Below are 13764 nucleotides of genomic sequence, written 5' to 3' on the forward strand. Positions count from 1 at the left end.
CCCCATGGAGAGTTTTGTGTCTTTACTGCCCGTCAGTGAGGTTCTTGATGAACTGCTTGCTGCACTGCAATCAGCCCCACTGGTGTTGCTGCATGCCCCGACCGGTGCGGGTAAATCGACCTGGTTGCCGCTACAGCTTCTGGCAAAAGCCGGGTTGCCGGGGCGGATCATCATGCTGGAACCACGGCGGCTGGCGGCAAAGAACGTCGCTTATCGTTTGGCGCAACAACTTGGTGAAGAGCCCGGCCAGAGCGTGGGTTACCGCATGCGAGCCGAGAGCAAAAGCGGGCCAAATACCCGGTTGGAAGTGGTGACCGAGGGTATTCTCACCCGTATGTTGCAGCAGGACGCCGAGCTGCAAGGCGTTTCGCTGGTTATTCTGGATGAATTCCATGAACGCAGCCTGCAAGCCGATCTGGCTCTGGCATTGTTGCTTGATGTGCAGCAAGGGTTACGTGACGATCTGAAAGTGCTGATCATGTCGGCCACGCTGGATAACACCCGCTTGTCGCAACGGCTGCCAGAAGCACCGGTGGTGGTGTCCGAAGGGCGCAGTTACCCGGTTGAGCGCCAGTATCAGCCATTTGCCAGCCATCAGCGGTTGGAGGATGGTGTGGCTATGGCGGTAAAACGCCTATTGGCCGAACAGCAGGGTTCGTTGTTGTTATTCCTGCCCGGTGTTGCGGAGATTAACCGCGTGCTGGAACGGCTGGCAGGCGAAGTGGCAGCCGATACTGAACTTTGCCCACTGTACGGTGCGCTGCCGCTGGCGCAGCAGCAAAAAGCCATTCAACCCGTTGCCGCCGGGCGGCGCAAAGTGGTGTTGGCGACCAACATTGCTGAAACCAGCTTGACGATCGAAGGTATCCGGTTGGTGGTTGACAGCGGTTTGGAGCGCGTTGCCCGTTATGATGTGCGTAATGGCCTGACTCGGCTGGTGACTCAGCGCATCAGCCAGGCATCAATGATTCAGCGGGCTGGGCGCGCCGGGCGCTTGGAGCCCGGCATCTGCTGGCATCTGTTTGCCAAAGAACAGGCGGAACGCGCGGTAGAGCATGCAGAACCAGAGATATTGCAAAGCGATCTCGCCAGCTTTTGGCTCGAATTATTGCAATGGGGCTGTGTAGATGCTGGGCAATTGACCTGGCTCGATCGGCCACCTGCCACAGCGCTGGCGGCGGCTTGCCGTTTGCTGTATAGCCTCGGCGCCATCGACAGCGCTGAAAAACTGACCACTAAAGGCCGCCAGATGGCGGAGCTAGGCTGTGAGCCGCGGTTGGCGGCCATGCTGTGTGCGGGGGCTGCCTTGGGTGCCGATGGTTTGGCGACTGCGGCAATGCTGGTAGCTTTACTGGAGGAGCCACCGCGCAGCGGGCAGATGGATATCGGTTATTGGCTGAGCCACCCGCAGCCGCATTGGCAACGCCGTGCCACTCAGCTCTGTAAACGCCTGCCGCAACGAGCTGGCCAGATCGATGCCGATCTGGCAGCTCAGTTATTGGCACAGGCTTTTACCGATCGCATTGCTCAACGGCGTGGGCAAGATGGGCGCTATTTATTAGCGAATGGGATGGGGGCCGCAATGAATCAGGACGAGGCACTGGCACGAGCCCCTTGGTTGATTACTCCCAGCCTGTTACAAGGCCACAACAGCCCGGATGCCCGCATCCTGCTGGCGCTGCCGGTTGATATTGACGCGTTGGCGCTTCAGTTACCTGCCATTGTCAGCAGCCAGACTGCGGTAGAGTGGGACGCAGAAAAAGGTTCACTGCGCGCCTGGAAACGCCAGCAGATTGGCCGCTTGACGCTGCGTGCGCAACCCTTGGCTAAACCGGCTGATGAGGAACTGCAACAGGCGCTGCTCAATTGGGTACGCACGCAGGGTTTAGCGGTGCTGAGTTGGGATACAGCGGCTGAGCAACTGCGCCTGCGCCTGCAATGCGCCCAGCGTTGGCTGCCGGAAGCCGCCTGGCCGCCGGTGGATGATGACGCTTTGCTTGATGCTCTGGATCGCTGGTTGTTACCTTCGCTGAGCGGTGTGCGCGATCTGCGCGGGCTCAAGCAGGTGAATATCGCCGAAGCACTGGCTCGCCTGCTAGACTGGCAGCAAAAACAGCGGCTGGATAATGCCTTACCCACTCATTACACTGTGCCGACCGGCAGCCGCCTGCCCATCCGTTATGATGCGGATAATTCTCCGGCTCTGGCGGTACGTTTACAGGAGATGTTCGGCGAACAGCGTAGCCCATTATTGGCAGAGGGTCGCATCGCGGTGGTGCTTGAGTTACTCTCCCCAGCGCACCGGCCACTGCAAATTACCGGCGATCTGGCTGCATTTTGGCAGGGAGCCTACCGTGAAGTGCAAAAAGAGATGAAAGGGCGTTACCCCAAGCACGTTTGGCCTGACGATCCGGCGAATACTGCGCCCACAAAACGCACTAAAAAATATCAGTAAAAGAATTCGGATGTTTCTTCTGTTCAGCCTAGAAGCATAAGAACAGATTAAGCGACAAATAATGGCTGAGAGTGCCGCAAGCCTGGAGAACAACAGCAATGGCTGGGGATGACCGCGAACCTATCGGGCGCAAAGGGAAGCAAGCAAAACGTAATGCACCACGCAAACCGGTGCGCCGCCGCCGCGAAGACGACTATGATGATTACGAAGATGACGATTATCAGGATGAGTATGACGATGATGAGTACGATGACGAGGAAGAACCCGTGCCGCGTAAGGTAAAAGCGAGGTCGCCACGTAAAAAGCGCCGTTGGCTTGGCCTGATGATCAAACTGTTTCTGGTTGTTGCTGTCGCGTTGGCGATCTACGGCATTTACCTGGATTCCCAAATTCGCAGCCGTATTGATGGCAAAGTGTGGGAGTTGCCCGCCGCAGTGTATGGCCGCATGGTGAATCTGGAACCTGGTATTCCCTACAGTAAGCAGGAGATGATTAATCTGCTGGAAGGGATGCAATACCGCCAGGTGAGCCGGATGACGCGCCCAGGTGAATTCACCGTGCAGGGCAACAGCATTGAGATGCTGCGCCGCCCGTTTGATTTCCCAGACGGGAAAGAAGGCCAGATCCACGCCCGGCTGGAGTTCCAGAACAACGGTCTGGCAAAAATCGTCAATATGGAAAATCAGCGCAGCTTTGGCTTTTTCCGTCTCGATCCTCGCTTGATCACCATGTTGCAGTCGCCGAATGGTGAACAGCGTCTGTTTGTGCCCCGTTCCGGCTTCCCTGATCTGCTGGTGGATACGCTGTTGGCGACCGAAGACCGTCGTTTCTACGAGCATGATGGCGTCAGCCTTTATTCCATTGGCCGTGCGGTGCTGGCTAACGTGACTGCCGGGCGTGCGGTGCAGGGGGGCAGTACCCTGACTCAGCAGTTGGTGAAGAACCTGTTCCTGACCAACGAACGTTCGATGGGGCGCAAGCTCAACGAAGCTTACATGGCGCTGCTGATGGATTACCGTTACAGCAAAGATCGCATTTTGGAGCTGTATCTGAACGAGGTGTATCTCGGCCAGAGCGGTGGCGATCAGATCCGTGGTTTCCCGCTGGCCAGCCTGTATTACTTTGGCCGCCCGGTGGATGAGCTGAGCCTGGATCAGCAGGCGCTGCTGGTTGGCATGGTGAAAGGGGCTTCGCTGTATAACCCATGGCGTAACCCGCAATTAACATTGGAACGCCGTAATCTGGTGCTCAAATTATTGCAGAACCAGGGGGTGATCGACGCTGAACTGTATAACATGCTGAGCGCCCGCCCGCTGGGGGTGCAACCGAAAGGCGGGGTGATTTCACCGCAGCCAGCGTTTATGCAACTGGTGCGGCAAGAATTGCAGAATAAGCTGGGCAGCAAGGTTAACGATCTTTCCGGTGTGAAGATTTTCACCACGCTGGACCCGGTTTCACAGGATGCGGCCGAGAAGGCGGTGGAAGAAGGCGTTCCTGCCCTGCGCGCTGCCCGTCATCTTGACGATCTGGAAGCGGCGATGGTGATTGTCGATCGTTTCAGCGGTGAGGTGCGTGCCATGGTCGGCGGCGCTAACCCACAGTTTGCCGGTTTTAACCGTGCCACTCAGGCGCGCCGTCTGGTGGGCTCATTAGCCAAGCCGCCCACCTATTTGGCGGCTCTGTCTCAACCGGATCGATATCGCCTCAATACCTGGCTGGCGGATCAACCATTGTCGATCAAATTATCGAACGGCAGCGCGTGGCAGCCCAACAACTATGACCGCCAGTTCCGTGGTCAGGTAATGTTGGTGGATGCATTGGCCAATTCACTCAATGTGCCAACGGTAAATCTGGGGATGTCGATAGGGTTGGATCAGATCAGCAAAACCCTACAGAGTTTGGGGATACCTAAAACGGCGATTACCCCGGTTCCTTCCATGCTGTTGGGGGCGATTGGCCTGACGCCGGTGGAAGTGGCACAGGAATATCAGACGATTGCCAGCGGCGGTAACCGTGCGCCGCTGTCTGCGGTGCGTTCGGTGATCGCGGAAGACGGTACGGTGTTGTATCAGAGCTTCCCGCAGGCGGAACGCATGGTGCCTGCTCAGGCAGCCTACCTGACGTTGTATGCGATGCAGCAGGGCGTTGAGCGTGGGACTTCCCGTTCGCTGTCGGTCAAGTTTCCGAATTATCATCTGGCAGCGAAAACCGGTACGACTAACGATCTGCGTGATAGCTGGTTTGCCGGTATTGATGGTAAAGAAGTGGCGATTGCCTGGGTGGGGCGTGACAATAATGGCCCGGCCAAGCTGACCGGTGCCAACGGCGCACTGACCCTGTATCGCCGCTATCTGGAAAACCAGACACCATTGCCACTGATGTTGCAGCCACCGGAAGGGATCAGCCAGATGAGTATCGATTCTGCGGGCCGCTTTATCTGCGGAGGTGGTGGCTCCCGTACCATACCGGTTTGGACAGAGGACCCGCAGCGGCTGTGCCAAGCAGGCCAGGTGCCTGAACCGCAGCAGTCATCAGGTGAACAGAAAGATGCCGATGGGGTGGCTGGCTGGATCAAAGATATGTTTGGTCAGTAATACAGCCTAGTATGTGTTATCAAACCCGTGACTTTCTGTTACGGGTTTTTTATTACCTTCACACAATCTATTTCCATTGAGTTAATAAGGTGATGTTGCCATCGCCCTCGGTTTTTTTCTGGCTGAAATACGCTTGCAGTTCAAGTTGGCTTCCGCATAAAATGCGGCGCTTATAATAATTATTATCGTTTACATTCGTCATCAATCCACATCAGAGAAGCCGAACATGCCGTCTAAGCGCCACGTAATATCGTTAACCACGCTGGGTTTTCGCCCCCTTAATGGATTAGCCATAACCATTGCTGCGGCATTGGGAACATTGAGTATGCCTGTTTTTGCCGCAGAGACGGTTGCTGCAAAAGAAGAAACCATCACGGTGGTGGGCGGGAGTAATAATACCCGGCAGGAAAATGCGTGGGGGCCAGTGGGCACCATTGTGGCGCAGCGCAGTGCGACAGCGACCAAAACCGATACACCTTTGGTAAAAACGCCACAGTCGATTTCTGTGGTGACGCGTGAACAGATGGATACGTTGCAGCCGACAACGGTGAAAGAGGCGTTAGGGTTTACACCTGGCGTAATGATTGGCAGCCGTGGCAGTTCTAACGCTTATGATGCGGTTTATATCCGTGGTTTCGGTTCTGTGAACCAGAATGAATATTTAAACGGCCTGAAGCTTCAGGGCGATTTCTTTAATGAAGCGTCTATCGACCCTTATTTTCTGGAGCGTGTCGAAGTCTTGCGTGGGCCTTCTTCGGTTCTTTATGGTAAGAGCAGCCCAGGTGGCGTAGTGGTGTTGGTCAGCAAGCGCCCCACTACGGAACAGCTGCGTGAAATTCAGTTTAAAATGGGCACCAATAACCTGTTCCAGACCGCGTTCGACTTTAGCGATGCACTGGATGACAGCGGCGTTTACTCTTATCGTCTGACCGGTTTGGCCAGCGACGCTGACGATCAGCAGGAAATGGCGAAACGTAAGCGTTATACCGTTGCTCCGGCTTTCAGTTGGCGCCCGGACGATCGCACTAATCTGACGTTCCTGTCGTATTTCCAAGACGAGCCTAATGTAGGCTACTACGGTTGGTTGCCGAAGGAAGGAACGGTAGAAAATGCCCCTTATGGCAAATTACCGACCAGTTTCAATGAAGGTGAAGCGAGTAATAAATTTGCCCGTAACCAGCAGATGGTCGGCTATAGCTTCGAACATGGCTTTAACGACACCTTTACCGTGCGCCAGAATCTGCGTTACAGCAAAATTCACTCTGACCAAGACAGCATCTACGGCGTGGGTATTCAGCCAGCCAACCCCACTATGCTGAACCGCTCAGTGAGTATTTCTGATGAGCACCTGAATAGCTTCACCGTGGATACGCAAGGGCAGGTCACATTAGCTACCGGCCAGGTAGAACACACGTTGCTGGTGGGGGTTGATTACCTGCGGATGCGTAATGATATCAATGCGTTCTTTGGTTCCGCCAACCCGCTGGATCTGTCTAACCCGCAGTTTGGTGATGACAGCAGATTCAACCTCAACCCAACCAATCGTCTGGATCGCCAGGAGCAAACCGGTATCTACATTCAGGAACAGGCCGAGTGGAATAACTGGATCTTGACCGCCGGTACTCGCTACGACTGGGCAGAAACCAGCACAGACGATCGCGTTAATAATAAAACCATGGCGCAGAATGATACCAAACTGAGCAGCCGTGTTGGCCTGAACTACCTGTTCGATAACGGTATCTCTCCTTATATCAGCTACAGTGAATCCTTCGAACCACAGGCTGGCGCGAGCTATGATAGCGTGCCGTTTGATCCATCGCGCGGCAAGCAGTATGAAACCGGCGTGAAATATATGCCGAAAGATCGCCCGGTATCAGTAACGTTAGCGGTATTCGAACTGACCAAAACCAATAACCTGACGGCAGATCCTAATCCAAACCATCTCTATGCAAGCGTACAGGGCGGGGAAATCCGTTCTCGTGGCGTTGAACTGGAAGGAAAAGCGGCTCTGACGGCGAACATCAACCTGTTGGCGTCTTATAGTTATACGGATGCGGAATACACCAAAGACAACAGCTATCAGGGGAATCGCCCGGCCATTATTCCTAAGAATATGGCGTCGTTGTGGGGCGATTACACCTTCCATGAAACCGCACTCAGCGGGTTGATGTTGGGGGCGGGTGTGCGCTATGTGGGTTCAACCTATGGTGATGAGGCCAATACGTTCAAAGTGCCGGATTACACCGTTTGGAACACGGCGATTAAATATGACTTGGCGCGCTTCAATTTGCCGGGATCTTCCGTTGCGCTTAACGTCAGCAATCTGTTTGACAAAGAGTACGTAGGAAGCTGTTTCGCGACCTATGGCTGCTTCTGGGGCGCTGAACGTCAGGTTGCCGCTACCGCTACTTTCCGCTTCTGATCGAATCAACCAGGGCGGCTTTAGGCCGCCCTCAAAGCAGGGCCTATGCAGGATAAACACCGAGATCATGAGGCTACGTTTCAGCTTGATGGCGTGAGCTTTGCTGTTCCAGGGCGCGTGCTGTTGCAACCGTTGTCGCTGGTTTTTCCTCAGGGCAAAGTGTGCGGGTTGATCGGTCATAATGGTTCCGGTAAATCCACATTGCTGAAAATCCTGGGCCGTCACCAGAATCCTAGCACTGGCCAAGCGTTGCTGGGCGGGCAATTACTGGAGCAATGGGACAGCAAAGCCTTTGCGCGCCAAGTCGCATATTTACCGCAACAATTGCCCGCAGCAGAAGGAATGACGGTACGTGAACTGGTGGCCGTAGGCCGTTATCCGTGGCACGGCGCATTAGGGCGTTTTAAAGCGGGCGATCGTGAACGGGTGGAAGAGGCAATTGGCCTGGTGGGGTTGAAACCCTTCGCTAATCGGTTGGTAGATAGCCTGTCCGGTGGTGAGCGCCAGCGTGCCTGGCTGGCGATGATGGTTGCGCAGGACAGCCGTTGCCTGCTGTTGGATGAACCCACTTCTGCACTGGATATCGCTCATCAGGTTGAGGTGTTGGCCTTAATTCAGCGCCTGAGTCATGAACGCGGGTTAACGGTCATTGCGGTACTGCATGATATCAATATGGCAGCGCGTTATTGCGATCATCTGGTGGCACTGCGCGGTGGTGAAATGATTGCCCAAAGTTCCCCGCTGGAACTGATGCAGGGGCCAATGCTGGAGCAAATCTATGGTATCCCGATGGGGACGCTGCCGCACCCAAGCGGTGGTGCGCCTGTGAGCTTTGTTTATTGATGTTGTCTTCTCATCATGATCCGCTGCGCCGCCGCTTGCTGACGGCGATGGCGTTGTCACCCTTAGTCTTTTCACTGCCAGGCCGTTCAGCGGGTTTGCCGGATATTACCCGTATTGCGGCTTTGGAATGGTTGCCGGTTGAGCTGCTGATCGCTCTTGGCGTAATGCCATTGGCGGTGGCGGATATCCATAACTACAAACTGTGGGTTGAGGAGCCGAAACTGGCGGATTCGGTCATTGATGTTGGGCAGCGAACCGAACCGAATCTGGAATTATTACAGCAGCTTAACCCTTCATTGATCCTGCTTTCCAAGGGATATGGCCCCGCGCCGCAAAAACTGCACCCCATCGGCCCGACTATGGAGTTCAGTTTCAACGATGGCAGTGGTAAACCGCTGACGGTAGCCAGAAACTCACTCCAGCAATTGGCTCAGCGTTTGGGGGTAGAGACGCGTGCAGTGGCGCATTTGCAGCAGTTTGATGCTTTTCTTCAGGATGCGCGTAACCGTTTGCAGAGTTATACACAGCAACCATTGTTGTTATTTTCCCTGCTGGATACGCGCCATGCGTTGGTTATCGGTCAGGCCAGCCTGTTTCAGGAGGTCATGGATCAATTAGGCATCGAAAACGCCTGGCAAGGTGAAACCAATTTCTGGGGCACTGCGGTGGTGGGGATTGAACGCCTGGCTGTAGTAAAGCATGCCAGGGCGATTTATCTCGATCACGGCAATCAGGGCATGATGGATACAGTGAGTGCCACACCTTTGTGGCAGGCATTACCATTCGTTCGCCAGAACCAACTGCGGCAAATGCCCGCAGTGTGGTTTTACGGTGCAACGCTGTCGGCCATGCGTTTCTGCCGTTTATTGGAACAGGCTTACTCATGAATGCGCCTCTTCGTCTCCTGCCGATAACGCTGATTATTTTATTGCTGGTCGCAGCCAGCGGCTTAACGATATTCAATCTGCTGGGGCAACTGCCATGGGCGCAGTGGCCGCAGGCGTTAATACAGCCGGATGTCGATGATATCAATCAGATGCTGTTTCATTACAGCCAGTTACCACGTTTGTCCGTCTCATGGTTGGCCGGTGCTGGGCTGGGGCTGGTGGGGGTACTGTTTCAGCAGGTATTACGTAATCCGCTGGCGGAACCCGCGACTTTGGGGGTATCTGCCGGTGCCCAGCTCGGGTTGACTATCGCTACGCTGTGGATGCTGCCGGGGGGAGAAATAACGCGGCAGCTGGCGGCGATGGTGGGGGCGACAGTGGTTGGTGGGCTGGTGTTCGGCGTTGCCTGGGGGAAACGCATGTCGCCGGTTACGCTGATCCTGGCTGGCCTGGTGCTGGGGCTCTATTGTGGCGCGGTCAACGGCCTACTGGCACTGTTCAATTATGATCAATTGCAGGGCTTGTTCCTGTGGAGCACTGGCGCTTTGAATCAGCAGGATTGGCGCACGGTGCAGTTTATTCTGCCACGTTTGCTGATAGCCGTGATGCTGGCTGCGTTGCTACTGCGCCCGCTAACGCTGTTGGGGCTGGATGATGGCGTAGCGCGCAATCTGGGCCTTGGCCTGGCACTGTCGCGTTTTGGCGCGCTGGCATTGGCGATTGTGTTCAGTGCGATGCTGGTGAATGCGGTTGGCGTGATTGGTTTTATCGGCCTGTTTTCCCCGTTGATGGCAAAGATGCTAGGAGCGCGCCGGTTGGTGCATCGTCTGATGCTGGCTCCATTACTGGGAGCATTGTTGCTGTGGCTGACCGACCAGGTGATGGTTTGGCTCACGCAGGTATGGCGTGAGATCCCAACCGGCGCGGCCACGGCGCTGATTGGCGCTCCACTGTTATTGTGGTTACTGCCGCGCCTGCGTGGCAACGCAGCGCCACCACCGATGAATCTTGGTGACAAGGTGCATGTTGAGCGCAAACATTGGCCCGTATGGGCTGCATTGAGTGGTGTCTTGGTGTTGGTAGGGATTACCGTAGCGCTGAGGTTCGGACAAAATGCCGTAGGTTGGCACTGGAGTTCTGGGGCTGAATTGGAAGCATTGATGCCGTGGCGTTGGCCACGGGTGCTGTCAGCTTTGGCTGCCGGTATGATGCTGGCAGTTGCCGGAACGCTGATCCAGAAATTGACCGGTAACCCGATGGCGAGCCCGGAGGTGCTGGGGATCAGTTCTGGTGCGGCCTTTGGCGTGGTGGTTATGCTGTTTATCGTCCCGGGCGATGCTTTCGTCTGGTTGCTGCCTGCTGGCAGTTTGGGGGCTGCGGCAACGCTGTTAGTGATTATGCTTGCCGCTGGGCGCGGTGGTTTCTCAACCGAACGCATGTTATTAGCTGGGATTGCGCTCAGCACGGCTTTCACCACCACCATTTTTTTGTTACTGGCCAGCGGTGACCCGCGCATGGGCGGCTTGCTCACCTGGATTTCTGGTTCAACCTATTCGGTGGAGGCACCGCAGGCGATCCGCACGGCGGTGCTGGCGGTGGGGTTGATTGTGTTGGCACCGCTGTGTCGCCGTTGGCTGGTTATCTTGCCATTAGGGGGCGCAACCGCGCGCTCGGTTGGCATCGCGTTGACGCCGGTCAGGCTGACTATTTTGCTGTTGGCGGCAACGTTGACGGCGCTGGCAACGTTGACCGTTGGTCCACTAAGCTTTATCGGCCTGATGGCACCGCATATGGCCCGAATGCTTGGGTTCCGCCGTGCACTGCCGCAGATGGTGATTGCTGCGCTACTGGGGGGATTGCTGATGGTGTTTGCCGATTGGAGTGGCCGGATGGTGATGTTCCCGTATCAAATTCCTGCTGGGTTGCTGGCGACTTTTATCGGGGCGCCATACTTTGTCTATTTGCTGCGCAAGCAAACTTCGTAATCTGCGTTGAAACCTTGCCAGTTGTCACTAAGGCTCAGCATTGCTGGGCCTGTGTTTTTTCAGCATGTTGCAACGCATTGCGTATCACTGCGCAACGTTAGTATTTAGGCGTAAAACGAGCGTTAGCCTTACCGAAGAGATGAATATACTGCGCGTGGGGGCTCTGGAGCCTAAGCGAAAGGTATAAAGAACTCGATCGACTTTAGTTTATTCAGGAAGCTGCCTGTCGACAAATTACCCACTATTGCTAACGCGGACAAACATGACATTCCGTTAAACCGCTCATGCAAGCATCCATCTCTTTCTCATGGTGTACTATGTACTCTTTTGAGTGTATTTTGTTATGGCTTACCCGAAGAGTACCAAAGATAGCCTGACTGATGCGGAAAAAACTGAGCTGAAAAAACTAACGAAATTACTAAAAGATGAGGTGTGAGATGAGTTTTTTTGATGACCTGAAAACATCTTTGGAAGAAGCTGTAGACATCAAGAACGGTATCGAAACGCCAGCTAAGGTTACCCGGTATGAGATCGCGGATGTAAGGGCTATCAGAGCACAGCTTAACGTTTCGCAGAGTGAAATGGCAAAGGCGTTGGGAACCAGCGTTGACACTATCAAAAGCTGGGAGGCTAAGCGGCGCAACCCAACCGGCCTGGCGGCGAAAGTTCTGGCAACCATTCAGGCTAACCCTGCTTTCTTTCATGAACTGGCAGCACATTAACCAATGAGCACGCAGCTGATAGAAACAACAACGGCGAGCCAGTGGCTCGCCGTTTTAGGTATTGCAGAGCGGCTTATTTCAGGCCGGCAGCATCACGCAGCGTAGCGGCTTTATCCGTTGCTTCCCAAGGGAAGTGTTCGCGGCCAAAGTGGCCGTAAGCCGCGGTTTCGCGGTAGATCGGTTGTAACAGATCCATCATTTGAATCAGGCCGTATGGGCGCAGGTCGAAAAATTCACGCACCAGCAGAGTCAGTTGTTCGCTAGAGACTTTCTCGGTGCCAAACGTTTCCACCATGATAGAGGTCGGTTCTGCCACGCCGATAGCGTAGGAAACCTGGATCTCACAGCGATCGGCCAAGCCAGCCGCAACGATATTTTTTGCGACATAACGCGCAGCATAGGCGGCTGAACGGTCAACTTTGGAAGGATCTTTACCAGAAAACGCCCCACCACCGTGACGGGCCATGCCACCATAGGTATCAACAATGATTTTACGCCCGGTTAAACCACAGTCACCCATTGGGCCACCAATCACAAAACGGCCAGTGGGATTGATGTGATATTTGGTACTCGCATTCAGCCATTCAGCCGGCAGAACCGGTTTGATGATTTCTTCCATCACGGCTTCTTGCAGATCTTTCAGGGAGATATTGTCGGAATGCTGAGTGGAAAGCACTACGGCATCAATTCCCACGATTTTGCCTTGATCATACAGGAACGTGACCTGGCTTTTGGCATCTGGGCGCAACCAAGGCAGAGTGCCGTTTTTACGTACTTCGGCCTGGCGCTGAACCAGACGGTGCGCATAAGTGATCGGTGCTGGCATCAGCACGTCGGTTTCATTGGTGGCATAACCAAACATCAGACCCTGATCGCCTGCGCCTTGTTCCAGCGGATCGGCACGGTCAACCCCTTGATTGATATCTGGAGATTGTTTACCGATGGCACTCAGTACTGCGCAAGAGTTGGCATCGAACCCCATATCCGAATGGATATAGCCGATTTCGCGCACGGTTTGGCGGGTGATCTCTTCGATATCAACCCAAGCACTGGTGGTGATTTCTCCCCCTACCAGGACCATGCCGGTTTTTACATAGGTTTCGCAGGCTACACGTGCTTTCGGATCTTGTTCCAGAATGGCGTCAAGAACGGCATCGGAGATCTGGTCGGCAATTTTATCAGGATGCCCTTCAGAAACAGATTCGGACGTGAAAAGGTGTTTAGCCATTGTGTTCTTTACCTTGCATAAGACGGGTTAGAAATTACTGCACAGCGCTGGAGATCCGGCATCAAAGAGAAAATCTTCCTCTGACGATGAAATGCATCCTGCAACGCCCCTCAGGCAAAGCCGTTAAGCAGTTTATCGGTTAATCAGTATAGATGGATTAACATCTGGACGTCTATTTTAGGTCAGCCTTTAGCCGGATTGCCAGTAATTTTTTGTCTTGCTGCTCTTTATGTGCAAGGCATCTGGCGCCATTTTCATCGTTTGAAACCGTTTCTGGCGAATTTTCATTTTGCATTTTCGCCGGGTGTTCGGTATAAACTGCGCGCAGCTCGCCTTGGTGCGCTGCGTGGGGCAGGGAACTGTGATAACCTGCTTCATTCGTCAGTATCTGATGGCAGTGCCATCGCTTCACCGAATGTTCTTACACTATAATGAGGCTTAGTCGTTCATTGCGGGCGACGTGCGTGGAGGTGGTTGGATTAATGATCCATTGTCTATCGGCTGTTGCTTCTCAACAGCAGTGTCGTTTTAACGCACATTCTTCTGTTTTTTCCCGTCTTGTTTCCACACCATCTACCCGATGTTACACCCATTTGGGGGCGACTCAGGATTCGCGGGCCGGTTAACG

10 protein-coding genes and 1 pseudogene are annotated in these 13764 nt (G+C 54.4%); 9 read left to right on the forward strand and 2 right to left on the reverse strand.

From position 1 onward, the window contains the following. Positions 1-4: 4 nt before the first annotated feature. From hrpB to nadS, 8 genes and pseudogenes are all read left to right on the forward strand, one after another. On the forward strand, positions 5-2455 hold the full coding sequence (gene hrpB, locus Z042_RS08815) for an ATP-dependent helicase HrpB (RefSeq protein WP_202901303.1): 2451 nt from the start codon (positions 5-7) through the stop codon (positions 2453-2455). 98 nt (positions 2456-2553) lie between these two features. Then, positions 2554-5049 (forward strand): bifunctional glycosyl transferase/transpeptidase, encoded by a 2496-nt coding sequence (gene mrcB / locus Z042_RS08820; protein ID WP_024909949.1) that lies wholly within the window; start codon positions 2554-2556, stop codon positions 5047-5049. A 226-nt stretch (positions 5050-5275) separates the two neighbouring features. Beyond that, on the forward strand, positions 5276-7471 hold the full coding sequence (fhuA, locus tag Z042_RS08825; RefSeq protein WP_024909950.1) for a ferrichrome porin FhuA: 2196 nt from the start codon (positions 5276-5278) through the stop codon (positions 7469-7471). 45 nt (positions 7472-7516) lie between these two features. Next, positions 7517-8314 carry a Fe3+-hydroxamate ABC transporter ATP-binding protein FhuC gene (gene fhuC, locus Z042_RS08830; RefSeq protein WP_024909951.1) on the forward strand — a complete coding sequence of 266 codons (798 nt, stop codon included), beginning with the start codon at positions 7517-7519 and terminating at the stop codon, positions 8312-8314. Beyond that, positions 8314-9201, forward strand: coding sequence for a Fe(3+)-hydroxamate ABC transporter substrate-binding protein FhuD (gene fhuD / locus Z042_RS08835; protein WP_024909952.1), 888 nt, complete (start codon positions 8314-8316; stop codon positions 9199-9201). Before fhuC ends, fhuD begins: the two co-directional genes overlap by 1 nt. Beyond that, on the forward strand, positions 9198-11186 hold the full coding sequence (gene fhuB / locus Z042_RS08840) for a Fe(3+)-hydroxamate ABC transporter permease FhuB (protein ID WP_024909953.1): 1989 nt from the start codon (positions 9198-9200) through the stop codon (positions 11184-11186). Before fhuD ends, fhuB begins: the two co-directional genes overlap by 4 nt. 331 nt (positions 11187-11517) lie before the next feature. After that, positions 11518-11622 (forward strand): annotated as a pseudogene (locus Z042_RS26545) (type II toxin-antitoxin system RelE/ParE family toxin); the annotation flags it as partial. Position 11623: 1 nt separating this feature from the next. Further along, positions 11624-11908, forward strand: a complete 285-nt coding sequence (gene nadS / locus Z042_RS08845) for a NadS family protein (RefSeq protein ID WP_024909954.1) — start codon at positions 11624-11626, stop codon at positions 11906-11908. Positions 11909-11981: 73 nt separating this feature from the next. Here the strand turns inward: nadS and metK are convergent, their stop codons facing one another. Further along, the gene (gene metK, locus Z042_RS08850; protein WP_024909955.1) at positions 11982-13136 is read right to left on the reverse strand and encodes a methionine adenosyltransferase; all 1155 of its coding nucleotides are present in this window, start codon (positions 13134-13136) and stop codon (positions 11982-11984) included. A 172-nt stretch (positions 13137-13308) separates the two neighbouring features. Next, the gene (locus Z042_RS08855) at positions 13309-13548 is read right to left on the reverse strand and encodes a hypothetical protein (protein WP_024909956.1); all 240 of its coding nucleotides are present in this window, start codon (positions 13546-13548) and stop codon (positions 13309-13311) included. A gap of 70 nt (positions 13549-13618) precedes the next feature. Between Z042_RS08855 and Z042_RS26940 the strand changes: the two genes are divergently transcribed. Further along, positions 13619-13762: a hypothetical protein gene (locus Z042_RS26940; protein WP_420314818.1), complete on the forward strand. Its 144-nt coding sequence runs from the start codon at positions 13619-13621 to the stop codon at positions 13760-13762. Positions 13763-13764 lie beyond the last annotated feature (2 nt).

The sequence above is a fragment of the Chania multitudinisentens RB-25 genome (genome assembly GCF_000520015.2).
Lineage (GTDB): Bacteria > Pseudomonadota > Gammaproteobacteria > Enterobacterales > Enterobacteriaceae > Chania > Chania multitudinisentens.

Coding starts and splice junctions, on each gene's coding strand:
- mrcB (WP_024909949.1), top strand. CDS start 2,554: ATGGCTGGGGATGACCGCGAACCTATCGGGCGCAAAGGGAAGCAAGCA.
- nadS (WP_024909954.1), top strand. CDS start 11,624: ATGAGTTTTTTTGATGACCTGAAAACATCTTTGGAAGAAGCTGTAGAC.
- fhuA (WP_024909950.1), top strand. CDS start 5,276: ATGCCGTCTAAGCGCCACGTAATATCGTTAACCACGCTGGGTTTTCGC.
- Z042_RS26940 (WP_420314818.1), top strand. CDS start 13,619: ATGATCCATTGTCTATCGGCTGTTGCTTCTCAACAGCAGTGTCGTTTT.
- metK (WP_024909955.1), bottom strand. CDS start 13,136: ATGGCTAAACACCTTTTCACGTCCGAATCTGTTTCTGAAGGGCATCCT.
- hrpB (WP_202901303.1), top strand. CDS start 5: ATGGAGAGTTTTGTGTCTTTACTGCCCGTCAGTGAGGTTCTTGATGAA.
- fhuB (WP_024909953.1), top strand. CDS start 9,198: ATGAATGCGCCTCTTCGTCTCCTGCCGATAACGCTGATTATTTTATTG.
- fhuD (WP_024909952.1), top strand. CDS start 8,314: ATGTTGTCTTCTCATCATGATCCGCTGCGCCGCCGCTTGCTGACGGCG.
- fhuC (WP_024909951.1), top strand. CDS start 7,517: ATGCAGGATAAACACCGAGATCATGAGGCTACGTTTCAGCTTGATGGC.